This window comes from Streptomyces sp. NPDC002911, from assembly GCF_053591835.1.
Genome location: NZ_JBSFUO010000007.1, coordinates 217,474 through 240,634 on the forward strand (window position 1 = coordinate 217,474; position 23,161 = coordinate 240,634).

General features: G+C 72.8%; 25 protein-coding genes. 7 read left to right on the top strand and 18 right to left on the bottom strand.

Annotated elements, in window-relative coordinates:
* Positions 1-12: 12 nt before the first annotated feature.
* Together ACWD04_RS13950 and hisI are read right to left on the bottom strand one after the other, a co-directional pair.
* Positions 13-1,506: an anthranilate synthase component I gene (locus ACWD04_RS13950; RefSeq protein WP_451131481.1), complete on the bottom strand. Its 1,494-nt coding sequence runs from the start codon at positions 1,504-1,506 to the stop codon at positions 13-15.
* Positions 1,507-1,517: 11 nt separating this feature from the next.
* Positions 1,518-1,898, bottom strand: a complete 381-nt coding sequence (gene hisI, locus ACWD04_RS13955) for a phosphoribosyl-AMP cyclohydrolase (RefSeq protein ID WP_451131483.1) — start codon at positions 1,896-1,898, stop codon at positions 1,518-1,520.
* Between the two features lie 85 nt (positions 1,899-1,983).
* Here hisI and ACWD04_RS13960 point away from each other — a divergent pair, with 85 nt between their 5' ends.
* On the top strand, positions 1,984-2,616 hold the full coding sequence (locus ACWD04_RS13960) for a TIGR03085 family metal-binding protein (protein WP_451131485.1): 633 nt from the start codon (positions 1,984-1,986) through the stop codon (positions 2,614-2,616).
* Positions 2,617-2,630: 14 nt separating this feature from the next.
* Here the strand turns inward: ACWD04_RS13960 and ACWD04_RS13965 are convergent, their stop codons facing one another.
* The 3 genes from ACWD04_RS13965 to ACWD04_RS13975 all read right to left on the bottom strand — a co-directional run bounded on the left by ACWD04_RS13965 (position 2,631) and on the right by ACWD04_RS13975 (position 7,278).
* Positions 2,631-2,942, bottom strand: coding sequence for a hypothetical protein (locus ACWD04_RS13965; protein ID WP_451131487.1), 312 nt, complete (start codon positions 2,940-2,942; stop codon positions 2,631-2,633).
* A 79-nt stretch (positions 2,943-3,021) separates the two neighbouring features.
* Complete coding sequence (locus ACWD04_RS13970; RefSeq protein WP_451131489.1) at positions 3,022-4,368, bottom strand: PucR family transcriptional regulator; 1,347 nt, start codon at positions 4,366-4,368, stop codon at positions 3,022-3,024.
* Between the two features lie 126 nt (positions 4,369-4,494).
* A complete protein-coding gene (locus tag ACWD04_RS13975; RefSeq protein WP_451131684.1) occupies positions 4,495-7,278 on the bottom strand; it encodes a LuxR C-terminal-related transcriptional regulator in 2,784 nt (927 codons plus the stop codon).
* A gap of 178 nt (positions 7,279-7,456) precedes the next feature.
* Between ACWD04_RS13975 and ACWD04_RS13980 the strand changes: the two genes are divergently transcribed.
* Positions 7,457-8,230: an alpha/beta fold hydrolase gene (locus ACWD04_RS13980; protein ID WP_451131491.1), complete on the top strand. Its 774-nt coding sequence runs from the start codon at positions 7,457-7,459 to the stop codon at positions 8,228-8,230.
* A gap of 63 nt (positions 8,231-8,293) precedes the next feature.
* Here the strand turns inward: ACWD04_RS13980 and bdeA (ACWD04_RS13985) are convergent, their stop codons facing one another.
* From bdeA (ACWD04_RS13985) to hisD, 10 genes are all read right to left on the bottom strand, one after another.
* Complete coding sequence (gene bdeA / locus ACWD04_RS13985) at positions 8,294-9,223, bottom strand: bis(hydroxyethyl) terephthalate hydrolase (protein WP_451131493.1); 930 nt, start codon at positions 9,221-9,223, stop codon at positions 8,294-8,296.
* A 244-nt stretch (positions 9,224-9,467) separates the two neighbouring features.
* Positions 9,468-10,400 (bottom strand): bis(hydroxyethyl) terephthalate hydrolase, encoded by a 933-nt coding sequence (gene bdeA / locus ACWD04_RS13990; protein ID WP_451131495.1) that lies wholly within the window; start codon positions 10,398-10,400, stop codon positions 9,468-9,470.
* Positions 10,401-10,586: 186 nt separating this feature from the next.
* Positions 10,587-11,342 carry an imidazole glycerol phosphate synthase subunit HisF gene (gene hisF / locus ACWD04_RS13995; protein WP_451131497.1) on the bottom strand — a complete coding sequence of 252 codons (756 nt, stop codon included), beginning with the start codon at positions 11,340-11,342 and terminating at the stop codon, positions 10,587-10,589.
* Positions 11,339-11,737: a RidA family protein gene (locus ACWD04_RS14000; protein ID WP_451131499.1), complete on the bottom strand. Its 399-nt coding sequence runs from the start codon at positions 11,735-11,737 to the stop codon at positions 11,339-11,341. The genes hisF and ACWD04_RS14000 overlap by 4 nt, the downstream gene beginning before the upstream one ends.
* Positions 11,734-12,459 carry a bifunctional 1-(5-phosphoribosyl)-5-((5-phosphoribosylamino)methylideneamino)imidazole-4-carboxamide isomerase/phosphoribosylanthranilate isomerase PriA gene (gene priA / locus ACWD04_RS14005; protein WP_451131501.1) on the bottom strand — a complete coding sequence of 242 codons (726 nt, stop codon included), beginning with the start codon at positions 12,457-12,459 and terminating at the stop codon, positions 11,734-11,736. Before priA ends, ACWD04_RS14000 begins: the two co-directional genes overlap by 4 nt.
* Positions 12,459-13,100, bottom strand: coding sequence for an imidazole glycerol phosphate synthase subunit HisH (gene hisH, locus ACWD04_RS14010; RefSeq protein WP_451131503.1), 642 nt, complete (start codon positions 13,098-13,100; stop codon positions 12,459-12,461). Before hisH ends, priA begins: the two co-directional genes overlap by 1 nt.
* A 9-nt stretch (positions 13,101-13,109) precedes the next feature.
* Entirely contained in the window at positions 13,110-13,277 is a 168-nt protein-coding gene (locus ACWD04_RS14015) for a hypothetical protein (protein WP_451131505.1), read from the bottom strand.
* Positions 13,274-13,867, bottom strand: a complete 594-nt coding sequence (gene hisB, locus ACWD04_RS14020) for an imidazoleglycerol-phosphate dehydratase HisB (RefSeq protein ID WP_031098999.1) — start codon at positions 13,865-13,867, stop codon at positions 13,274-13,276. The genes ACWD04_RS14015 and hisB overlap by 4 nt, the downstream gene beginning before the upstream one ends.
* On the bottom strand, positions 13,864-14,991 hold the full coding sequence (locus tag ACWD04_RS14025) for a histidinol-phosphate transaminase (protein WP_451131507.1): 1,128 nt from the start codon (positions 14,989-14,991) through the stop codon (positions 13,864-13,866). The genes hisB and ACWD04_RS14025 overlap by 4 nt, the downstream gene beginning before the upstream one ends.
* Positions 14,988-16,310 carry a histidinol dehydrogenase gene (hisD, locus tag ACWD04_RS14030; RefSeq protein WP_451131509.1) on the bottom strand — a complete coding sequence of 441 codons (1,323 nt, stop codon included), beginning with the start codon at positions 16,308-16,310 and terminating at the stop codon, positions 14,988-14,990. Before hisD ends, ACWD04_RS14025 begins: the two co-directional genes overlap by 4 nt.
* A gap of 161 nt (positions 16,311-16,471) precedes the next feature.
* Between hisD and ACWD04_RS14035 the strand changes: the two genes are divergently transcribed.
* From ACWD04_RS14035 to ACWD04_RS14055, 5 genes are all read left to right on the top strand, one after another.
* Positions 16,472-18,073: an oxidoreductase gene (locus ACWD04_RS14035; RefSeq protein ID WP_451131511.1), complete on the top strand. Its 1,602-nt coding sequence runs from the start codon at positions 16,472-16,474 to the stop codon at positions 18,071-18,073.
* A 222-nt stretch (positions 18,074-18,295) separates the two neighbouring features.
* Complete coding sequence (locus ACWD04_RS14040; protein ID WP_451131513.1) at positions 18,296-19,330, top strand: hypothetical protein; 1,035 nt, start codon at positions 18,296-18,298, stop codon at positions 19,328-19,330.
* A gap of 11 nt (positions 19,331-19,341) precedes the next feature.
* Positions 19,342-20,118 (top strand): LON peptidase substrate-binding domain-containing protein, encoded by a 777-nt coding sequence (locus ACWD04_RS14045; protein WP_451131515.1) that lies wholly within the window; start codon positions 19,342-19,344, stop codon positions 20,116-20,118.
* 16 nt (positions 20,119-20,134) lie between these two features.
* Positions 20,135-20,635 (top strand): Cys-tRNA(Pro) deacylase, encoded by a 501-nt coding sequence (gene ybaK / locus ACWD04_RS14050; RefSeq protein ID WP_451131517.1) that lies wholly within the window; start codon positions 20,135-20,137, stop codon positions 20,633-20,635.
* Between the two features lie 98 nt (positions 20,636-20,733).
* Entirely contained in the window at positions 20,734-21,102 is a 369-nt protein-coding gene (locus ACWD04_RS14055; protein ID WP_451131686.1) for a TraR/DksA family transcriptional regulator, read from the top strand.
* Positions 21,103-21,147: 45 nt separating this feature from the next.
* Here the strand turns inward: ACWD04_RS14055 and ACWD04_RS14060 are convergent, their stop codons facing one another.
* The 3 genes from ACWD04_RS14060 to ACWD04_RS14070 form a co-directional block, all read right to left on the bottom strand.
* Positions 21,148-21,345: a hypothetical protein gene (locus ACWD04_RS14060; protein WP_451131696.1), complete on the bottom strand. Its 198-nt coding sequence runs from the start codon at positions 21,343-21,345 to the stop codon at positions 21,148-21,150.
* 189 nt (positions 21,346-21,534) lie between these two features.
* The gene (locus ACWD04_RS14065; RefSeq protein ID WP_451131519.1) at positions 21,535-22,272 is read right to left on the bottom strand and encodes an ABC transporter permease; all 738 of its coding nucleotides are present in this window, start codon (positions 22,270-22,272) and stop codon (positions 21,535-21,537) included.
* Between the two features lie 34 nt (positions 22,273-22,306).
* On the bottom strand, positions 22,307-23,155 hold the full coding sequence (locus ACWD04_RS14070; RefSeq protein WP_451131688.1) for an ABC transporter permease: 849 nt from the start codon (positions 23,153-23,155) through the stop codon (positions 22,307-22,309).
* Positions 23,156-23,161 lie beyond the last annotated feature (6 nt).

Genomic DNA, 23,161 nt, shown 5'->3' on the forward strand with positions numbered 1-23,161 from the left:
TCCCCTACCGGCTCAGCCGGCCCCCAGGCGGTTCGCCGTATGCACGGCCCGCAGGACGGCGGCGGCCTTGTTGCGGCACTCCATGTCCTCGGCTGCGGGGTCGGAGTCCGCGACGATGCCCGCGCCGGCCTGGATGTACGCGGTGCCGTCGCGGAGCAGGGCGGTCCGGATGGCGATGGCGGTGTCGGAGTCCCCTGCGAAGTCGAGGTAGCCGACGCAGCCTCCGTACAGGCCCCGGCGGGTGGGTTCGAGCTCCTCGATGATCTGCAGGGCGCGGGGCTTGGGCGCACCGGAGAGGGTGCCCGCGGGGAAGCACGCGGTGAGGACGTCGAAGGCGCCGCGGCCCTCGGCGACACGGCCGGTGACGGTGGAGACGATGTGCATCACATGCGAGTACCGCTCGACGGACATGAAGTCCACGACCTCGACGCTGCCGGGTTCGCAGACCCGTCCCAGATCGTTGCGGCCGAGGTCGACCAGCATCAGGTGCTCGGCGCGTTCCTTCGGGTCGGCGAGGAGTTCGTCGGCGAGCTCCTGGTCCTCCTGCGGGGTGGCGCCGCGGTGCCTGGTCCCGGCGATCGGGTGGACCATCGCCCGGCCGTCCTCGACCTTGACGAGCGCCTCGGGACTGGAGCCGACGACGTCGAAGCCGTCGAAGCGGAAGAGGTACATGTACGGCGACGGGTTGGTGGCGCGCAGGACCCGGTAGACGTCCAGCGCGCTCGCCGTGCACGGCGTCTCGAAGCGCTGGGAGGGGACGACCTGGAAGGCCTCGCCGGCCCTGATGCGTTCCTTGACGTCCTCGACGGCGTCCATGAAGGCCTGGCCGCCCCACAGCGCGGTGTAGGGCGGGAGCTCGGAGGGTGGCAGCACGGTGGGGGCGTTCTCCACGGGCCGGGACAGGTCGCGCTCCATGGCGTCGAGCCGGGCGACCGCGTCCTCGTACGCCTCGTCGACCCCGGTGTCCAGGTGGTTGTGGTTGATCGCGTTGGCGATCAGCAGGACGGTGCTGTCCCGGTGGTCGAGTACGGCGAGGTCCGACGTGAGCAGCATCGTGAGCTCGGGGAGCTTCAGATCGTCGCCGCCGTGCTCGGTGATCCGCTCCAGCCGGCGCACGACGTCGTAGCCGAGGTAGCCGACCATGCCGCCGGTGAACGGCGGCAGACCGTTGTCGCCCACCAGGTCGCGGGGAGTGTGCAGGGTTTCGACGGTGGCCCGCAGGGCCTGCAGCGGGTCGCCGTCGAGGGGAACGCCGACGGGCGGCGCGCCGAGCCAGTGAGCCTGTCCGTCGCGGGAGGTCAGGGTGGCGGCGCTGCGTACCCCGATGAAGGAGTAGCGGGACCAGGTGCGGCCGTTCTCCGCGGATTCGAGGAGGAACGTGCCGGTGCGTTCGGCCGCGAGTTTGCGGTAGAGCCCGACGGGGGTGTCACCGTCCGCGAGGAGCCTGCGGCTGACGGGGACGACACGCCGGTCGGCGGCGAGCTTGCGGAAGGTCTCGAGATCCATGGCGGCTGACCTTATCGGGGCGCGGTGAGCGGGAGGACGTCCTTGTCGAAGCAGGTGCGGTCGCCGGTGTGGCAGGCGGCACCGGTCTGGTCGACCTTCACCAGGACCGTGTCGGCGTCGCAGTCCAGGGCGACGGACACGACCTGCTGCGTGTGGCCGGACGTGTCGCCCTTGACCCAGTACTCCTGGCGGCTGCGGGACCAGTAGGTGCAGCGGCCCGTGGTGAGGGTGCGGTGCAGCGCCTCGTCGTCCATCCAGCCGAGCATGAGCACCTCGCCCGTGTCGTACTGCTGGGCGATGGCCGGGACCAGGCCGTCGGGGCCGCGCCTGAGGCGGGCGGCGACGGCGGGGTCGAGATTACTGGCGGGCGTGGTGCCGGGCGTGCTGGTCATGCGCCCCATTGTGCCGCGCCGGTCGGGGCCACCCGGCCGGGCGTCCACTGGGCGGACCGCGGGCAGCGGTCGTACGCTGGCGGGCATGTCGACCCATGCGAAGCGTGAACGTCTTCTGCTCGCCGACCTGTTGGAAGCGGCGGGCCCGGAAGCCCAAACCCTGTGCAACGGCTGGAAGACCCGTGACCTGGCCGCCCATGTCGTGGTGCGCGAACGCCGTGCGGACGCGGCGGGCGGGATCATGCTGGGTGCTCTGAAGAACCGGCTGGAACGGGTCCAGGCCGAGTTCGCCGCCAAGCCGTACGAGGAGCTGATCCAGCTCATCCGTACGGGTCCGCCGCGCTTCTCGCCCTTCGGCCTGAAACAGCTGGACGAGGCGGCCAACACCGTCGAGTTCTACCTCCACGCCGAGGACGTGCGGCGGGCCCAGCCCGACTGGTCGCAGCGGGACCTCGATCCGGTCTTCGCCGATGTCCTGTGGTCGCGCACCGAGAAGACGGCCCGGATGCTGGGCCGCCGGGCTCCGGTGGGCCTGGTGCTGCGGCGCCCGGACGGCCAGACGGCGGTGGCCCACAAGGGCACCCCGGTGGTGACGGTCACCGGGGAGCCGGGTGAGCTGCTGCTGTTCGCGGCGGGTCGGCAGGACGCCGCCCGGGTGGAGCTGGACGGCGACAAGGACGCGCTTGCCCGGCTGCACACGGCCGAACTCGGCCTGTAGCCCTCCGGGGCCGTTCACGCCCCGCCCCGTGCGCGTACGGGTACCCGGCGGGCCCGGTGGCGGTGCCGCTCGTCCGGCGCCGCCTCCGGGTCCCGCCTCGGCGCCTGCAGTCCGAGGAAGACGTCGACGAAGTCCCACTCAGGGAAGAGCGCGACGGGCGTGCCGGAGAACGCCGGTGACGGAACCATCAGGGCGGCGATCAGCGGAATCGTCCCGTAGACGGTCCACCGCGCCCCGCGGGCGTCGAAGCGCGGCCGGAACAGCGCGTACAGCAGAACAGGCGGCAGGATCGAGGCCGCCGCCGTGAACGACGGGGAGAGCGGCACCCCCCGGACCGGGAAGGGTGCGAGCAGAAGGCCCCGTGCCCTCGCGGGCCGCCGTCCCCCTCCGCCGCAGACACCCCGCTCAGCCCGTCAGAAGCCTCCGCGCCGCCAGCGCCAGAGACACCTCGACCGCATCCGACGGCCTGGTCAGGCAGCGCCCCGTCAGCTGTTCGAAGCGCCGCAGCCGGTTCAGTACCGTGTTGCGGTGGCAGTACAGCCTCGCCCCCGCCCGCTGCGCCGAGCCGTCCGAGTCGAGCCACGCGGTCAGCGTCTCGATGAGCACGTCCCGGTCCGACGGGTCGAGCCGGCCCAGCGGACCGAGGACCCGGTCGGCGAGCGCCGTACCGAGGCCGGGCGAGGACACGACGAGTGCGGCGGGCAGGTGCTCGTCGAGCAGGATCGCGCCGCCGGACATGGGGCAGGCACGCAGTGCCGTCTCGGCGAGGCGTCGTGCGTCACCGACGGAGGCGAGCCCCTCGACCACGGAGCTGACCCCCACGCGAGTTCCCTGAGACATCGCCAGGTCCGCTGCGAGTGCGGCGAGTCGACCGTCGGTGTCCACAGCGCCACCGGAGGCGGGTGCGGCCCCGGTGTCGCCCCCCGGCTCCGGCTCGACCACCACCGGGACCGCCCCCAGCGGCAGAATGGCGAGCTCCACGCCCCCCGCCGAGTGCCAGAGCGCAAGCGTCCCCTCGGCCAGCTCCAGCGGCGGGCGTCCGGCGCCGTGCGGGGCCCGGCGGTCGCCGGCGACCGCGAGTACCGCGTACCGCCCCTGCACCGGAAGCCCCAGCATCGCCGCGGCGTCCGGCAGGTCCGCGATCCGGGCGGTGCCGTCCAGCAGGGCCGCCGTCATCAGGCGCTGCTGGTTCTCGCGGCGCCAGGAGAGCCGCCGCTCGGCCTGCCGGTACGCCTCGGCCACCACACCGCAGTGCTCGTCGACGAAGTTCCATACGTCCGCGGCGACATGGACCAGCAGCCGGGTGTCCTCGGGGTGGCGCCTGGCGGTGTCGTCGACCAGGTCCTGCCAGACCATCGCGCCGCCCATCCGGAAGGCGTGCATGACCGCGTCGAGCGGTACGCCCTGCTCGGCCCGGCTCTCGCCGATCCACCGGGAGGTGCGGTGGGCGGCCTCCCGGAATTCCCGGGGCTGGATGAGGGAGGCGACGTTGTACCGCAGCGAGTGGTGGACCTCCTGCCAGATCTCGGTGGGCTCGGTCTCCATCGCGGCGCGATAGGCGGGCTCCTGCTCCCTCAGCGCCTCGACCAGCCGGTCCGTGAGCTCCGGCAGCGCCTCCAACAGCACACGGGCTGCCCGGTGGAGCACCGCAACGGCCTCCCGGTCGGCCAGGGAGCGGACTCGGTGCGGCAACGGCGCTACGGGGGGCGGGCCGTGCAGCGCCCTGATCCGTGAACGTACGACCTGCGGCATGGCGGCCTCCACCGGGAATCGGCCGGCTGCGGTTGGGCCGGCCCCGGTGTGCGCCCGGCCCGCATCGGGCGGGCGCACACCGACTGATCCTGACGACCGCAGAATGGCATACCGCCCGGTCGGTACCTAGAGGTCTGCGCGCTTCTTCTCATCACGGTCCTGCAACCTCGTCCCGCCACCGCGGTCCAGCAGCCTCGCGAGCTCGGTCCGGGACCGGACACCGAGAGCGGCGAAGACGTTGCGGAGATGGTGGTCGACGGTCCGGGGGCTCACCGAAAGCCGCACCGCCACCTCACGGTTGGTGGCGCCCTCCGCGACGCAGCGGGCGATCCGCTGCTGCTGCGGGGTCAGTCCGGCCAGCGGGCCGGGGCCGCTCTGGTCCGGCACGTCCACCGCCTCCCCGGCGGCCCGCAGCTCCCCTCCCGCCCGTTCGGCCCAGACGCGGGCGGAGCAGCGTTCGAACGCGACCAGCGCGTCGCGCAGCGGGCCGCGGGCCTCGCGGGTGCGGCGCAGACGGCGCAGCAGCTGGCCGTGGAGCAGCTGGGTGCGGGCCCGCTCGAAGTCACCGCCCGCACGGTCGTGGTGGGCCAGCGCCTCCTCGTACCGGGCGGCGGCCTCCCCGGGCGGCGCGAGCAGGGCGCGGCAGCGGGCCAGCTGGGCGGGGACCTGGGGGTCGGTCGTCCGCGCGGTCCACAGGGCGAACTCCTCGACGGCGGCGGCGAGTTCACCGGCACCTTCGTCCGCACGGCCCGAGAGCGCCATCGCCTCGACGTAGCACGGTACGGCGAGCATTCGGGTGGCGAAGTGCCCCGTCCCGGGACCCGGTCTGACCAGCGGTCCGAGCCGGGCCGCCGCCTCACCCGGCCGCCCGGCCGCCAGGTCCGCACGGGCGACCGCCCAGGTGGCGAGCATGGCCGCCTGGGCGAGGCCGTGCGGACCCGCCCCCGCCAGTGCCGCGTCGGCGTGGGCGGCGCATGCCTCGGCGGGCCCCTCCACGGAGGCGGCGAGCGCGAGCACGGCGTGCAGATGGGTGGCGGAGTTCCGCTGCCCGGTACGGCGGGAAGCGTGCAGCCCCTCCAGCGCGTGGGCCCGGGCCCGGGCGTGCCGCCCGGCGCGCAGTTCCGCGTACGCCAGCTGCTCCAGGGCGTGCGGCAGCAGGACTTCGGGCCCCCGGGTGCGTACGACGGCGAGGGCGCGGGCCCCTGCCCGGCAGGCCGCGTCGACCTCGCCGAGCACCAGGGCCGAGGCGCCCGCCCGCAGGAGCTCGCCCGCGTCCTCGGCGCGGTCGACGGCGTCGAGGCAGCACCGCAGGAGGGCATGGCCCCGGTCGGGGTGCCCGGCGAGCACGGCGCACATCCCGGCGCGGTACTGCGCCATGGGCCGGTCTGCCGTGGCGACGGGAATGCGGTTCATGGCATCCAGATACGCGATGGCGTCCCCCATGTCCCACGCCGCCTCCGCCGCGCCGAACAGGGCGTCCAGGGTGCGGCGCGGGTCGTGCGGGGCGAGCAGCTCCGCCGCGGTCAGCAGCGCCTCGCGGGCGTCGGCCGCCGGTCCGTCGCGCAGGGCGAGCATGCCGCGTACGTAGGGCGCGGCGCCCCCGGCGAGGTGAGGGCCGACCCGGGCCAGCATGGCGCGGGCCCGGCCGGTGTCGCCGGCCAGCCGTGCCTGCTCGGCGGCGGCGGTGAACCTGGCGGCGCGCAGGGTGTCGTCGCTGGAGAGCGCGGCGGCACGGGCCAGCGCGGCCGACCGTTCGCCGTGCGGCCGCGGCGCGGCGGCCGCCGCCTCCAGCTGTCCGGCGAGGGCGGCGTCGGGTCCGGATGCGGCGCAGGCCCGCTGGACGAGGGCGGGCAGCGGGGCCGCACCGGGCCCGGCGAGCAGTCCGGCCAGCAGTTCGTGCACGGCCCGGCGGCGACCCGGCGGCGACCGGTGCAGGACCGCGCGGCGCAGTAGCGGGTGACTGAAGTGCACGCGGCTGCCCGCGCGTTGCAGGGCTCCGGCGGTTCCGGCGGGCGCGAAGAGCACCCGGTCGAGATGCGCGGCGGCCAGCCCCACCCGGGCTCCCGCCCGCAGCAGCAGGGCCGCGTCGGCACCGGCCCCGTCCGGCTCGTGCTCCTCCGCGGCCGCGGCCAGCAGGAGCAGGGTGTGAGTCTCGGGGGGCAGGCCGTCCAAGTGCTCGGCGTGGGCGTCGAGGACGCTCTCGGCCCCGGGAAGCGGGTACGGCAGGGCGGTGCGCCCGGCCAGCTGGCCGGGGGTGAGACGGCCGGCCAGCCCCGCCAGCAGCCTCGGGTTACCGGCCGCTTCGCGCAGGAGTTCGCCGCGTACGACGGGGTCGACATCGGCCGTGCCGTCGGTGAGCCGTTCCAGGATCGCGGCTGCCGCGTCGTCGTCGAGCGGGCCGAGGCGCAGCGCGGGCAGTCCGGCGAAGGCGGCCTCGTCGGCCGCCCCGATGACCACCGCGACCCGGCTGCCCGCGCCGAGTCTTCGGGCGGCGAAGCCGAGCGCGGCGCGGGAGTCGGGGTCCCAGACATGCGCGTCGTCCACGCAGACCAGCAGCGGCTGTTCGGCCCCCAGACCCCGCAGCAGACCGAGCAGTCCGCCAGGGGTGATCCCGGAGCGCAGGATCGTGTCGGGCGTGACGGGCAGCGGGCCGGGAGCGGAGCAGAGCAGGGCGTGCAGCCCGCTGTAGGGCAATCGCTGTTCGGTGGGGGCCGCGGAGGCGTACAGGACGGGGCCGCCGTGTCCTCCGAGGTAGTGGGCGGCGGCCTGCCGCAGCAGGGCGGTGCGGCCGAGGCCGGGCGGCGAGGTCAGCACGAGGGCTCCGCCGTCCCCCGCCCGCAGCCCACTCAACAGGGTTTCCAGGATGGCCAGTTCACCGCTGCGGCCGTACAGCCGGAGGGGACTGTGCACGGTCGTCGATGGGGTCACGCTCTCACATTACTTCCACGTAAACAGCGCCGGAAGGCTCGCGTCCGCTCCCTGTTCCCGGCCGGCCCGGAGCGGTGCCACCTCCCAACGGTAGGCCGTTCGCGCTGTGCGGCGGCACAGTCCGGGCCCGACGCACGACGGCCACCCGTAACGTCGGCGTATGACTGATGAATTGCGTACACACGATGGTTTGACCCTGCGTTACCGGTCCTGGTCGCGGGACCCGGACGACGCCCTGCCCCCGGTGGTGCTGCTGCACGGCTTCGCCGCGCACGCCCGGCTGAACTGGGAGGGCCCCGGTGTCGTCGAGGCGCTCGTGACGCGGGGCCGGCGGGTGTACGCGCTGGACGCGCGCGGCCACGGCGAGTCCGACCGGCCGCACGACGACACGCACTACGGCGAGTCCCTGATGGCCCGTGACGTCCGGCTGCTCATCGACCGTATCGGCGCGGACCACGTGCATGTCGCGGGCTACTCCATGGGCGCCGTGGTGGCGGTCCTTGCCGCGGCGGAGGACACGCGGATCAGCCGCCTGGTGGTGGGCGGGATAGGCGCCGGCGCGGTGGAGGTGGGCGGCCTGGACACCCGGGCGATGCCACCGGAGCTGGTCTCGGCCGCGCTGACGGCCGACGACCCGGCGGACGTACCCGAGCGCGCCCGGGGCTTCAGGCTGCTGGCCGACGCCTCGGGCGCCGATCGTCATGCGCTGGCCGCGCAGATCCGGGCGGTGCACCGGGGCGCGCTGCCGCTGGACCGGATCACGGTGCCCACGCTGGTGCTGGCCGGCGAGAACGACCCCCTGGCGGTACGCCCCCGAGTCCTGGCCGACGCGATCGAGGGGGCGGAGCTGGTCGTGCTGCCCGGGGACCATCTGACCGCTGTACGCGACCCGGGCTTCGCCGGGTCCCTCACCCGGTTCTTCGACGAGGGCTGAACGGCCTCGGCAGCACGAAGGGGCCGGACCGCGGTACGCGCGGTCCGGCCCCGGCCGCCCGGATCAGTGCGGGCAGTTACCCCGGTACTCCGCGATCGTCAGGCTCGCCGACGGAATCGGGCAGAGGAACTGCTCGTAGCGGGTGTCGTTGTCGATGAAGCGCTTCAGCCACGAGACGCTGTACTTCGCGATCGTCGTGTTGGACGTGTTCGGGGTGAAGTGGGACGCTCCCCGCAGCTCCAGGTACGCCTTGTCCAGCGAGCTCGGCAGCGAGTTGTAGAACGGCTTCGAATGTGTGGCGACGGACGCGACGGTGTCACCGTCCGCGCCGACGACCAGGGTGGGGGTCCGCACCTCCGGCCACGTCTTGTCGGTGTTCCAGCCGGTCAGCGGGATCGCCGCCTTCAGCGAGGGACGGTCCTTCGCGGCCTCCAGGGTGCCGCCGCCGCCCATGGAGTGACCCATCACACCGAGCCGGGAGGAGTCGACCCGGCCGCGCACCGAGCTGTCCTCGGTGAGGTAGTCCAGAGCGGCGAGCAACTGGTCACCGCGGCTGGCCGGCTGGTCCAGCGTGGTGTTGGTGTCGATGGTGAACACCACGAAGCCCTGCGAGGCCAGACGCGGCCCCAGCCAGGCGATGCTCGACTCGTAGGCGGTGAAGCCGGGGGAGATGGCGATCGCGCCGAACGTCCCGTCCGAGGTGGAGGACGGGTAGTAGATCGTGCCGCCGCCGAAGCCTCTGACGCTCAGCGAGGACACGGAGGTCTGGGAGGTGGCATACGACCCGCGGCTCGCTTCGATACTCGAGTTGCTCGGGGCCGGACCACGCTCGTACGGGTTGTCGGCGGCCTGCGCTCCGCCCGGGACGAGTGCGGTGAGCAGGCCGGCGGTCGCCGCCACGGCTGCCAGGGCGCCCTTGACGGTGCGGGAGCGGCTCTTCGACACCCGGTGGCGGCGCGGGGAGATGTCGCCGGAGGGGAGGTGCTGCTGCACGGGGATTCCTCTCGGTAGTGGCAAAAGCGCGCCGTGGCAGCCTGCGGCCCCGTCGTCCGGGGGCCTTCGGGGTGCACCGTGTCGGTCGCGCCGTCGCTCGTTGGGCCTGCCGCCACTTTCGCGGTGGGTCCCCCGCGCGGACATCGGCGAGATCGCCGGTCTTCGCCCCGGGCCCCCGTGAGCGGGGGACGGGCAGCACGGAGGGCCGGACCGCGTATCGCGGCCCGGCCCCTGGTCCTTTCGGTCAGGAGGTGTGCGGGCAGTTGCCCTTGTACTCGGCGATCGTCAGGCTGGTCGACGGCAGCGGGCAGAGGAACTGCTCGTAGCGGGTGTCGTTGTCGATGAAGCGCTTCAGCCACGAGATGCTGTACTTCGCGATCGTCGTGTCGGACGTGTTCGGGGTGAAGTGGGACGCTCCCCGCAGCTCCAGATACGCCTTGTCCAGCGAGCTCGGCAGCGAGTTGTAGAACGGCTTCGAATGCGTACCGACGGGGGCGATCGTGTCGCCGTCGGCACCGATGATCAGGGTCGGGGTCTTCACCTCGGGCCAGGACTTGTCGGTGTTCCACCCGGTCAGCGGGATCGCCGCCTGGAGGGCCGGCCGGTCCTTGGCGGCCTCGAGTGTGCCGCCGCCGCCCATGGAGTGACCCATCACACCGAGCCGGGAGGAGTCGACCCGGCCGCGCACCGAGCTGTCCTCGGTGAGGTAGTCCAGAGCGGCGAGCAACTGGTCACCGCGGCTGGCCGGCTGGTCCGAGGTGGTGTTGGTGTCGATGGTGAACACCACGAAGCCCTGCGACGCCAGACGCGGCCCCAGCCAGGCGATGCTCGACTGGTAGGCGGTGAAGCCGGGCGAGATGACGACCGCGCCGAACGTCCCGTCGGACGTGGACGTCGGGTAGTAGACCGTCCCGCCGCCGAAGCCCCTGACGCTCAGCGAGGAAACAGTCGCCTGGGACGTCGCGTACGGACCGCGACCGGCCTCGATACTCGAGTTGCTCGGGGCCGGACCACGCTCGTACGGGTTGTCGGCGGCCTGGGCACCGGGCATCAGCGCCGTGACCAGACCGGCCGTCGCGGCCGCCGCGGCGACGGCGAGCTTGATGGTGCGGGAGCGGCTCTTCGACATGCGGTGGCGGCGGGGGGAGGTGTCGCCGGAGGAAAGGTGCTGCTGCACGAGGGGGGATCCTCTCGGTTGTGGCGCACCACACCGCGGCAGCCGGCGGCCCGTCGTTCAGGGCCTTCGGGGGAGCACCGCGTGGGTGGCGCCGTCATGTACTGACGGCGCCACTCTGACGGCCGCCCTCCGGGCGGACATCGGCGAGATCACCGGTCTTCGCGACCGGCGATCTCCCGAACCGGGTCAGCGAACGGGGTGTCCGGCCTCGCGCAGAGCGCTCTTGACCTCGGAGATCCGCAGGTCACCGAAGTGGAAGACAGACGCGGCGAGGACCGCGTCGGCGCCCGCGCCGATGGCCGGCGGGAAGTCCGCGAGCCGGCCCGCACCTCCGGAGGCGATGACGGGGACGGTGACGTGGGCCCGTACCGCCTTGATCATCTCGGTGTCGTAGCCGTCCTTCGTTCCGTCGGCGTCCATCGAGTTGAGCAGGATCTCGCCCGCGCCGAGCTCGGCCGCCCGGTGCGCCCACTCGACGGCGTCGATGCCGGTGCCCCGGCGGCCGCCGTGGGTCGTCACCTCGAAGGTGCCCTCGGGGGTGCGCCGCGCGTCGACGGAGAGCACCAGCACCTGGCGCCCGAAGCGTTCGGCGATCTCCCGGATGAGGTCCGGACGGGCGATGGCGGCGGTGTTGACCCCGACCTTGTCGGCCCCGGCGCGCAGCAGCCTGTCGACGTCGTCGGGGGTGCGGACCCCGCCACCGACGGTGAGCGGGATGAAGACCTGCTCGGCGGTGCGGCGCACCACGTCGTACGTCGTCTCGCGGTCACCGCTGGAGGCGGTGATGTCGAGGAACGTCAGCTCGTCGGCGCCTTCGGCGTCGTACAGCTTCGCCATCTCGACCGGGTCGCCCGCGTCGCGCAGGTTCTGGAAGTTGACGCCCTTGACGACGCGGCCCTTGTCGACGTCCAGGCACGGGATGACCCGTACGGCGAGCGTCATCGCTCACCTGCCCGGTACGCCTCGACCTCGACCTCGACGACCAGGGAGGGGTCGACGAAGCCGGACACAATGATCATGGAAGCTGCGGGGCGGACGTCGTCGAACAGCTCCTTGTGGGCGCGGCCCACCTCGTCGACGTCCCTGGCGTGAGTGATGTACATCCGGGTGCGGACGACGTCCTCAGGGCCGAGTCCGACCTGCTTCAGGGCGTCGAAGGCGACCTGGAAGGAGGCGGCGGCCTGCTCGTACGGACTGCCCGCGGAGATCTGGCCGTTGACCACCGACGTGCAGCCGGAGACCAGGACGAGTCCGTTCGGGAGCTGTACCGCGCGGGAGTAGCCGAACTTCTCCTCCCACGGGCCGCCCGAGGAGACGCGGCGTACGGAGTCCGTCATGCGGCGACCGCCTTGAGCGCCTCTTCGAGGGTGAACGCCTTCGCGTACAGCGCCTTGCCGACGATGGCTCCCTCGACGCCTTCCGGGACGAGCAGGGAGATCGCGCGCAGGTCGGCGAGCGAGGAGACGCCGCCGGAGGCGACGACGGGCTTGTCGGTGGCGGCGCAGACGTCCCGCAGGAGAGCCAGGTTGGGGCCCTCCAGGGTGCCGTCCTTGGCGATGTCGGTCACGACGTAGCGGGCGCAGCCCTCGGAGTCGAGGCGGGCGAGAGTCTCGTAGAGGTCGCCGCCGTCGCGGGTCCAGCCGCGGCCGCGCAGGGTCGTACCCCGGACGTCGAGGCCGACGGCGATCTTGTCTCCGTGCTCGGCGATGACCTTGGCGACCCACTCGGGGCTCTCCAGGGCAGCGGTGCCGAGGTTGACCCGGCGGCAGCCGGTGGCGAGGGCGGCGGCGAGCGAGTCGTCGTCGCGGATGCCGCCGGAGAGCTCGACCTTGATGTCCATGGCACCGGCCACCTCGGCGATCAGCGCGCGGTTGTCGCCGGTACCGAAGGCGGCGTCCAGGTCGACGAGGTGCAGCCACTCGGCGCCGGAGCTCTGCCAGGCGAGAGCCGCCTCGAGCGGGGAGCCGTAGGAGGTCTCGGAGCCGGATTCGCCGTGCACGAGGCGGACGGCCTGTCCGTCGCGGACATCTACGGCGGGGAGCAGTTCAAGCTTCGGCATTACAGCGTCTCGATCCAGTTGGTCAGCAGCTGGGCGCCGGCGTCGCCGGACTTCTCGGGGTGGAACTGGGTGGCCCACAGCGCGCCGTTCTCGACGGCGGCCACGAACCGCTCTCCGTGCGTGGACCACGTGATCCTGGGGGCACGGATCTTGGCGTTGGTCACTTCGAGGGACCAGTCGTGCGCCGCGTAGGAGTGCACGAAGTAGTAACGGGCCTCGGGGTCCGTCCCCGCGAAGAGCTGGGAGCCCCCGGGGGATTCGACGGTGTTCCAGCCCATGTGCGGCACGACGTCGGCCTTCAGCGGTCCGACGGTGCCGGGCCACTCGTCGAGGCCCTCCGTCTCGACGCCGTGCTCGATGCCGCGCTCGAACAGGATCTGCATTCCGACGCAGATGCCCATGACCGGACGGCCCCCGGCCAGCCTGCGGCCGATGATCCATTCACCGCGTGCCTGCTTCAGACCCGCCATGCAGGCGGAGAACGCGCCGACGCCGGGGACGAGGAGCCCGTCGGCGTTCATCGCGGTGTCGAAGTCGCGGGTGATCTCCACGTCGCCGCCGACGCGGGCGAGGGCCCGCTCGGCGGAACGGACGTTGCCGAAGCCGTAGTCGAAGACGACGATCTTCTTCTTGTCGCTCACAGTGCTACCTCAGTCCCAGAGTCCCTGGATCCGCATGATGCCCGCTACCAGGCACATCACGGAGCCGATCCCGAGGAGCACGGCGACGCCCTTGGGCATGCCCTGCTTCCAGAAGGAGTAGACGCCGCCGGCCAGGAAGAGGCCGACGATGATCAGAACGGTGTTGAGGCCGGTCACAGCGCGCCCTTCGTGGACGGAAGGATTCCGGCTGCGCGCGGGTCGTGCTCGCTGGCGTAACGCAGGGCGCGGGCCAGTGCCTTGAACTGGCACTCCACGATGTGGTGGGCGTTGCGGCCGTACGGGACGTGGACATGGAGGGCGATCTGCGCCTGGGCGACGAAGGACTCCAGGATGTGCCGGGTCATCGTCGTGTCGTACTCGCCGATCATCGGCGCCATCTTCTCCGGCTCGGTGTGCACCAGGTAGGGGCGGCCGGAGAGGTCGACGGTGACCTGGGCGAGCGACTCGTCCAGCGGGACGGTGCAGTTACCGAAGCGGTAGATGCCGACCTTGTCGCCGAGCGCCTGCTTGAAGGCGGCGCCGAGCGCGAGGGCGGTGTCCTCGATGGTGTGGTGCGAGTCGATGTGGAGATCGCCCTCGGTCTTGACCGTGAGGTCGAAGAGCCCGTGCCGGCCGAGCTGGTCGAGCATGTGGTCGTAGAAGCCGACCCCGGTCGCGACATCGACCTTGCCGGTGCCGTCGAGGTTGATCTCGACGAGCACGGAGGTCTCCTTGGTGGTCCGCTCCACCCTGCCTACGCGGCTCATGCGTCGTGCTCCTTCTTCAGTTCGCGCACCGCATCGAGGAACGCGTCGTTCTCTTCCGGGGTTCCCGCGGTGACCCGCAGCCACCCCGGTACGCCGTTGTCCCGGACCAGGACGCCCCGGTCGAGGATCTGCTGCCAGGCGGTGCGGCTGTCGGCGAAGCGGCCGAACTGGACGAAGTTGGCGTCCGAGTCGGTGACGGCGAAGCCGAGCTCCCGCAGTGCGGCGACCAGCCGGTCGCGCTCGCTCTTGAGCTGCGCGACGTACCCGAGCAGCGTATCGGTGTGCTCCAGGGCGGCGAGTGCGGTGGCCTGGGTGACGGAGGACAGGTGGTACGGCAGACGCACCAGCTGCACCGCGTCCACGACGGCGGGGTCGGCTGCGAGGTAACCCAGGCGCAGGCCCGCCGCGCCGAAGGCCTTGGACATGGTGCGCGAGAGCACCAGGTGGCGGCGGCCCTCGATGAGCGGCAGCAGCGAGGGGTGATGGCTGAACTCGCCGTACGCCTCGTCGACGACGACCATCGAGGGCCGGGCTGCCTGGGCGGCGTCGTAGAGCTCCACGACGGTCTCCGCGTCCACCGCGGTGCCGGTCGGATTGTTGGGCGAGGTGATGAAGACCACGTCGGGGCGGTGCTCGGCGATGGCCTTCTTCGCGGCGTCGAGGTCGATGGTGAAGTCCTCGTTGCGCGGCCCGGAGATCCATCCGGTGCCGGTACCGCGGGAGATGAGGGCGTGCATCGAGTACGAGGGCTCGAAGCCGATCGCGGTGCGCCCGGGTCCGCCGAAGGTCTGCAGCAGCTGCTGGAGCACCTCGTTGGAGCCGTTGGCCGCCCAGACGTCGGCCTGGCCGACCTCGTGGCCGGTGGTGCGGGTGAGGTAGCGGGCCAGCTCGGTGCGGAGCTCCACCGCGTCACGGTCGGGGTAGCGGTTGAGGTCGCGGGCGGCCTCGCGGACCCGCTCGGCGATGCGGGCGACGAGCGCGTCGGGCAGCGGGTACGGATTCTCGTTGGTGTTGAGCCGGACCGGTACGTCGAGCTGGGGCGCCCCGTACGGGGACTGGCCGCGCAGCTCGTCGCGGATCGGGAGGTCGTCCCAGGCGTTGCCGGTGGTGCTGTCGTCTCTCACGCTTGCGGAACCTTCCAGCCGAACCTGGCCTTGAGTGCGGCGCCGTGGGCGGGGAGATCCTCCGCCTCGGCGAGGGTGACCACGTGGTGGGTGACCTCGGCGAGTGCGTCGCGGGTGTAGTCGACGATGTGGATGCCGCGCAGGAAGGACTGCACGGACAGGCCCGAGGAGTGGCAGGCGCAGCCGCCGGTGGGCAGGACGTGATTGGAGCCGGCGCAGTAGTCGCCGAGGGAGACGGGCGACCACGGCCCGACGAAGACCGCTCCCGCGTTACGGACCCGTTCGGCGACGGCGGCGGCGTTCTCCGTCTGGATCTCCAGGTGCTCGGCGGCGTACGCGTCGACGACCTTGAGGCCGTCCTCCAGGTCGTCGACCAGGACGATCGCGGACTGGCGGCCGGCCAGCGCGGGCTCGATCCGGTCCGTGACGTGCCGGGTCGCGGCGACCTGCGGCTTCAGCTCGGCCTCGGTGGCGGCGGCGAGCTGCTCGGAGTCGGTGACGAGGACGGCGGCGGCCATCGGGTCGTGCTCGGCCTGGCTGATCAGGTCGGCGGCGACGTGCACCGGGTCGGCGCTCGCGTCGGCGAGGATCGCGATCTCGGTGGGGCCGGCCTCGGCGTCGATGCCGATGCGGCCCTTGAGGAGGCGCTTGGCGGCGGCGACGTAGATGTTGCCGGGACCGGTGACGAGGTTCACGGGCAGGCAGTCCTCGGTTCCGTACGCGAACATCGCGACGGCCTGCGCGCCGCCGGCGGCGTACACCTCGTCGACACCGAGGAGGGCGCAGGCGGCGAGGATCGTGGGGTGCGGCAGACCGCCGAACTCCTTCTGGGGTGGTGAGGACACGGCGATGCCCTCGACGCCGGCCTCCTGCGCCGGGACGACGTTCATCACGACGGAGGAGGGGTAGACCGAGCGGCCGCCCGGGACGTACAGCCCGACGCGCTCGACGGGGACCCACTTCTCGGTGACCGTACCGCCGGGGACGACCTGGGTGGTGTGCGTGGTGCGGCGCTGCTCGCGGTGGACGAGACGGGAGCGGCGGATCGACTCCTCCAGGGCCGCCCGTACGGCCGGGTCGAGCCGCTCCAGCGACGCGGTGATCGCGTCGGCCGGGACGCGGATCGCGTCGAGGTGTACGCCGTCGAATTTCTCCCCCCACTCGATCACTGCCGCGGAGCCACGATGGCGTACGTCCTCGCAGATGGGCCGCACCGTCTCCAGGGCGGCTTCCACGTCGAACTCGGCACGGGGCAGCAGGTCGCGCAGGGCGCCGCCCTCGGGGAGGGCGGTACCGCGCAGATCGATTCGAGAGATCACACCGCAATTCTCTCAGACCGTTTCCGGCCTCCGGTCGCCCGTATCACTGGCTGATACATGTCCCGGCTGTCACTGCTGACCATGAGCGTTCATCTCGTCACACAGAGGGGAAGAACGACTGTACGAAGCGCGGGACAGAACGCGCAGGCGGAGGTGAGGCAGTGACCGAACCGCACGACGGCGAGATCCCCGACGGGCTCAGCGCCGCGGAGCTGGGTATGTGGCAGTCCTTCCGGAACGGCACCACCTACGATCTGCGCTCCCACGATCCGGTGCGCGACGATCCGTTCGCCCCGCACAGCTGGGGACCGGAGCGGAGCGTCGGCGCCCGGACGGTGGCCCGGCTGCTGCTCAGCGGGCCGGCGGCGCGGCCGGGGCGGGTGGCCGCGCTGAAGCTCCGGGGCGTCCGCATCACGGGGAAACTGGATCTGGCGGGCGGGCGCGTCTCGCCCTACGTGGAGCTGACGGGCTGCCGCTTCGAACAGGAGGTGGTGCTGCCCGAGTGCCATTTCACGACACTTCGGATGGTGGGCTGCGCGGTGCCCAGGCTGGACGCGGCCCGGCTGCACACGGAGGGCGATCTGCATCTGCCGCGCTGCCGGATCGAGCGCGGTATCCGGCTGACCGACGCCCAGATCGGTACGGACCTGCTGATCAACCAGATCCGTGTCGGCCCCGACCGGCGAGGCCGCGCCTTCGTGGGCGACGGGATGTCGGTGGCGCAGGACCTGCAGGCGGAGATGATCGAGACCCTCGGCGAGCTGAGCCTGCGCGGGGCGAAGGTCGGCGGTTCGCTGAGCCTGCGCGGCAGCCGGCTGCGCGCCACGGACGGGCGGCGGGCGCTGAACGCCCCGCAGCTCAGCGTGGAGCGCACTCTGTACATGACGGAGGCCTGGGTGAGCATCGCCACCGGGAACCAGGGCACCACTCCCCCGTTCGGTGTCGCGCGCGGCGGCGGCCCGGCGCGCGGGACGCGCGCGCAGGCCTTCGAGTGCCGGGGCGCGGTGCGGCTCGACGACGGGCGGTTCGGGGACGCGGTGGACCTGCACAAGGCCCGGTTCGTGCTCGCCGACCGCGAGGAGCTGTCGCTGCGCCGGATCGTCGCCCCCGAACTGCGGTTCAACGCGGAGCGCCCGCGGGAGGGCCGGGTCGTACTGAACGGCGCGAAGGTCGTCACCCTGATCGACGTGTCGACCAGCTGGCCGGGCCCGGGCGGCCTGGCGATGGGCGGCTTCGTGTACGAGAACCTTGTCCCGTACGGCCATTTCCCGCTGTCCCGGCGTCTGGAGTGGGTGCTGGCCGCGACCCCGGAGTACGTCCCGGAGCCGTACGAGCGACTCGCGATGGTGCTCCGCAGCTGCGGGGAGGACGCCGACGCCCGGGAGGTGCTGCTGGCCAAGCAGCGGCGCCGGCGCGAGACGCTGCCGCCCGCGGGAAGGATCTGGGGCTATCTGCAGGACTGGACGGTGGCCTACGGCTACCGGCCGGGGCGGGCCCTGGTGTGGATGGCGGTGCTGTGGGCGGCGGGGGCGGTGGCCTTCTCGCAGTACCACCCGGAGTCGATCAAGGGGGACGAACATCCGCAGTGGAATCCCGCGCTGTACGCGCTGGATCTGCTGGTGCCGGTGATCGATCTCGGGCAGGACGGTTACTGGCTGCTGGAGGGGGGATGGCAGTGGACGGCGGCGGCTCTGGTGCTGGTGGGGTGGATATTGGCCACCACGGTGGCGGCGGGCGCGTCCCGGCTGCTGCGGCGCGGCTGACCGACAGGGGGCGCCCCGTCCGTCGCGCCCCCTGTCGGCACGGTGATCGAAAGGGCGCTCGAAGCCCGGCAGGACGAGCGGTCAACGGCACCGGGAAGGTCGGAATCGCGCCAGCCGCACGCGCTTCCTTTGCCGTTTCTTGACCTAGCCCAGGGCAACCCTTCCACTCGCTACAGAAGCTTCACAGAGCCCCTCTGGCGCCGCCCCCACCAGGGCTTTTCAATGGTCTGCACCATGGCTTTCCTCCGCGTACTGCTGAGTTCCGCGCGCACGTTCCGGTACGGCCCCGGGCTGTCGGCCGGGTTGCCGGCGGACGACGCGGTGCTGCTCGACGCCCCCGACAGGCGGCTCTCCCCCGCGTTGGTCGCCGCGGCCATGGGTGACTTCGAACCGGCCGCCGAACTCCTCGCCACCACCCGGGACGACGCCGACTGGGAGACCCGCGACCGCGCCCTGGCCCGGCTGGTCGCCTTCGCCCGCAATCGCGACGACTGGCTCACCGGCTGGCTGGCCGCCGCCCCGCGGGACCCGGACGCCCTGCTCGTCAAAGCCGCGCTGTCGATGCGCCGCGCCTGGGAGTCCCCCGCCCACGCCGAGCTGCTGCGCGAGGTGGGCCCGCTGATCACGGCGGCGACCGAGGCCGATCCCCTTGACCCGGTGCCGTGGCGGCTCGCGCTCGACCACGCCCGCGGCACGCATGCCACGCACACGGTGTTCGAATCGCTGTGGGAGCAGGCGGTGCGCCGCTCCCCGCACCACTACGGCAGCCATGTCGCCGCGCTCCGGTACCTCTCGGCAGAGTGGTACGGCTCCCACAGCGAATGCTTCGACTTCGCCGAGCGGGCGGCCGAGGACGCCGCCGGTGACTCCCTGGTGCAGGCACTCCCCTTACGGGCGGCCTTCGCCCTGCTGCGGGACGAGGAGGCGGTCGTACGGGCGACCTCCGTGCAGGGGGACCGGATCGACGCGGCCGCCGACCTCGCGATCAGCCTCTCGGCCGGCTTCCCCGCCGGTGACCCCTGGCCGGCCGAGGTCCGCAACCTCCTCGCCTACGTCCTGGTCGCCCGGGGCCGCGCGGGCGAGGCGCTGGAGCAGTTCCGGCTGATCGGCCCGTACGCGACCTCGTTCCCCTGGGCGTCCGTGACCGGGGAGGCGCTCGGGGGATTCCTCGACGCGCGGGCGGATGTCCGGCTCCGAGTGGCCTCCTCCACGCCTCTGTGCGGGAGGCCGGAACACAGCGGGCGTCGCGGCCATTAGGCTTGGCGGTTGTGACCACCGCTCGCCTGCCCCTCTTCCCGCTGAACGCGGTGCTGTTCCCCGGCCTCGTGCTGCCGCTCAACGTCTTCGAGGAGCGTTATCGCGCCATGATGCGCGAGCTGCTCGCGATCGACGAGGACGAACTGCGCCGCTTCGTCGTGGTCGCGATCCGCGACGGCCGCGAGACCGCCCCGACGGCCACCGGGATGCCGGACACGATCGCCGCCGCGCCTCCGGCGGAACGGGCGCCGGCCGACGGCTTCGGCCCCGATCCCCTCCAGACCTTCCACCGTGTCGGCTGCGTCGCGGACGCGGCGAAGATCCGTGAGCGCGCGGACGGCAGCTACGAGGTCCTGGCGACCGGCACCACCCGGGTCCGGCTGCTCTCCGTCGACGCGAGCGGCCCGTTCCTGACGGCCGAGGTCGAGGAACTGCCCGAGGATCCGGGGGCCGCCGAGGGCCAGGACTCGCCCAAGGACGAAGCGGGGGCTCTGGCGGAGGGTGTCCTCCGGGCCTTCCGCAGCTACCAGAAGCGGCTGGCCGGGGCGAGCGAGCGTTCCCTGACGACCGGCGCGGACCTGCCGGACGACCCGTCCGTCGTCTCGTATCTGGTGGCCGCCGCCGCCGTGCTCGACGTGCCGACGAAACAGCGGCTGCTCCAGGCCCCGGACACGGCGACCCGGTTGCGCGAGGAGCTGGCCCTCCTGCGCAAGGAGACGGCCGTCATCCGGCACCTGCCGTCGCTGCCGGCGGCCGACCTGACGCGCGACCCGACGTACCCCAACTGACCCGAGGACCTGCCAGGTGGCGAAGAAGTCCAGGAAACAGCAGCCCGGCGGCACCCCGGCCACGGTCGCCCTGACCGGGGCGGGCATCACTTTCACGGTTCACTCGTACGAGCACGACTCCTCGTCCCCGTCCTACGGCGAGGAGGCGGCGGCGGCCCTCGGGGTCTCCGCCGACCGCGTGTTCAAGACGCTGGTCGCCGACGTCGACGGCGAACTGGTCGTCGCCGTGGTGCCCGTCGCGGGATCACTGGACCTCAAGGCACTGGCATCGGCGGTGAACGGCAAGCGGGCGGCCATGGCGGACCCGGCGGCGGCGGAACGCACCACGGGCTACGTGAGAGGCGGCATCTCCCCCCTGGGCCAGCGAAAGCGCCTGCGTACGGTGCTGGACGCCTCGGCCGGGTCGCACGCCACGATCTGCGTCTCGGCGGGCCGTCGCGGCCTGGAGGTGGAACTCTCCCCCACGGACCTGTCCGCCCTGACCGACGCCGCCCTGGCTCCGATCGGCCGGGCGTAGCGCGGAATACGCCTGCGTGGGACGGCCTGCGGGAGGGGCGCGGAATGCGGGGCCGGGGTTCGACCGTTGGCGCCCAGGTGAACGATTTTTCTTCCCCTGTGGGTGCCGGGCCGGGTGACCGCGCCGCCGTCCGCGAGCGGCTGGAGGCGGAACGCCGGGACACGCAGGCCCGGATCGCCGCGCTGCACAGCGATTTCGACGGAATCGTCGAGGCGAACGCGCTGGTGGCGGTCGACGACGAGCACGACCCGGAGGGATCCAGCACCGCCTTCGAGCGGGCCCACATCGCCTCGCTGCTGGCTCAGGCGCGGGACCAGCTGGAGGGGGTGGACAAGGCGCTGGAGCGGCTTGAGCGAGGCGACTACGGTCGCTGCGAAGGCTGCCGCGAGCCGATCCCGCCGGGCCGTCTGGAGGTGCGTCCGGCAGCGACGACCTGCGTGCGCTGCGCTGCGGGCGCACCCCTCTGACGCGGTCCGCACCGGTCCGGGGAAGCCCCTTCCACCGGCACGTGGTCAGTGCTTGAAGGTGTCCTTCGACTTCTCCTTGGTTTCCCGGCCCTTGCCCCGGGCCTCCAGTGCCGCCCCCTTGGCCGCGGTGGTGTCGTTGCCGACCGCGTGGGCCACCTTGCGCACGGCCTTTCCGACGATCTGCTCGGTCTTGGCCTTGGTCTTCTCTCCGGCACTCATGTCGGTCCTTTCGTAGGTGCTCATCCAGTCGCCTGCCCCTCTCCCCGGGGCGGAAACGGCCTGAGCGGAAACGGCCTGAGCGGAAACGCCCCTGCGCGGGAACGGCCCCGGACGGGAACGGGAAAGGCGCCGGAGAGGGCCCGGACGAGGCCTGGGGCCGCAGATCCCGGTTGCCCGGCCGACGAGGCGGAATGCGGCCGACTCCTGGAACCGCTACGGCCGCTCCGGGCCCGGCCCGTCCGCCGGCCGGCCGCCCTCGGCTCCCGGCGCCCCGGCGACATCGGGTGCCGGCCCGAACGCGGTCCCGGCCCCCGGTTCCGCCTGGGGCACGCCGTACGGGACGCCCCACTCGGGCTCAGGATCCCGTGGCCCGAACAGCGCTGTCAGCCCCAGGTGGACGATCATCGCTGCGACGGGCCAGGCGAGCATCGCCGCCCCCACCGCGTGCAGCTCCATCGGCGCGTCGAAGGTGACTCCCTTGCCGACCTCCTTGGCATGGGCCACCACGTCGGACGCCGGCCCGAACCAGGTGCCGATCCCCCACGCCAGCAGGGAGCCGAGCAGGCCGCCCAGGGCGAGCCCCACCACCAGCGGGATGCCTCCGCGCCGGCGGAACAGGAAGACGGCGACAGCCGAGACCAGACCGCAGGCGAGCCCCAGCAGCACGAACGTGCCGTCGGCCCCGATGGCCTCCTCGCCCTCGCTGTTCTTGAGGAACACGGCGGTGTCGTCGGAGACGAGCGGTACCCGGGGCGCCAGCCACAGCCAGAGCAGCCCGAGGACGACACCCGTCACGGTCAGCACCGCGGCGATCACCGCGCCCTGCCGGAGCTCCGCCCGCCGCTCGTCCGCGCCCGGCTCCCCGCCGGGCTCGACATGCGACCCGGAGGGCGGAGCCTGCCACGGGTCGTTCGGCTGGGGCTGGTCCGGCGGCGTCAACGGTGCGGTCACGGTGCCATCGTGCCAGGCCGACGCGTGCACCGCCTCACCGGACCGCCGCCCGCCGGTACGCCCACGTGGCCACGGCCAGCGAGAGCACACCGACCGCCGCGCACACCGCGAGGTCGAGGGCGACGACGGCCCAGTCGGGGTGGGTGTCGAAGGACCGGGACAGTGCCTCGACTCCGTAGGTCGAAGGAAGCAGATCGCGCGCCCACCCGACGGGAGCGGGCAGCCGCTCGGCCGGCAGCACGCCCAGCAGCAGCGCGGCCGACATGCCCAGCTGCCCGAGCAGCGTCGCCAGCTCCTGCCGAGGCGCCAGCAGCCCGAGCGCGGCGCCCAGCCCGGAGAGCGCGGCACCGGAGAGCGGGATGACCGCGACGAGTACCCACAGATGCGTCATCGGCAGCCCGAACAGCGCACTGCCCGCCACCGCGGTGACGATCGTGCCGGGCACGGTGAACGAGGCGTACGCCCCCGCCGCCCCCAGCACCACCGCGGCAGGGGGCACCGGCAGCGTGGCGTAGTGGTCGAGCCCCCCGCCGGCCCGGAGCTGGCCGAAGTACTGGGCGAGCAGGTTGAGTGCGACGAAGGCCACGACCAGCACGCTGGACCCGGCGACGACGGCCCGTGCCTCGGCACCGCCGTCGACGACCCCGCGCATCAGCACCATGATCCCGACGGACTGGAAGGTCGCGACGAACAGCAGGGGAATCCGCGCGACCCTCGCCCGCGACAGCTGCGCCCGGTAGACGGCGGCGAGCGAGGGAAGCAGTCTGGCCCGCGGCGCGAGAGCCGCGGGGGCCGTACGGGCGGGCGGGCCGGGCCGGGCGGCGGAGGTCCGGACCTTCGGCCCGGACACCTTCGCGGACTCCCTGGGAACGATGCTCGTCACCTGGCA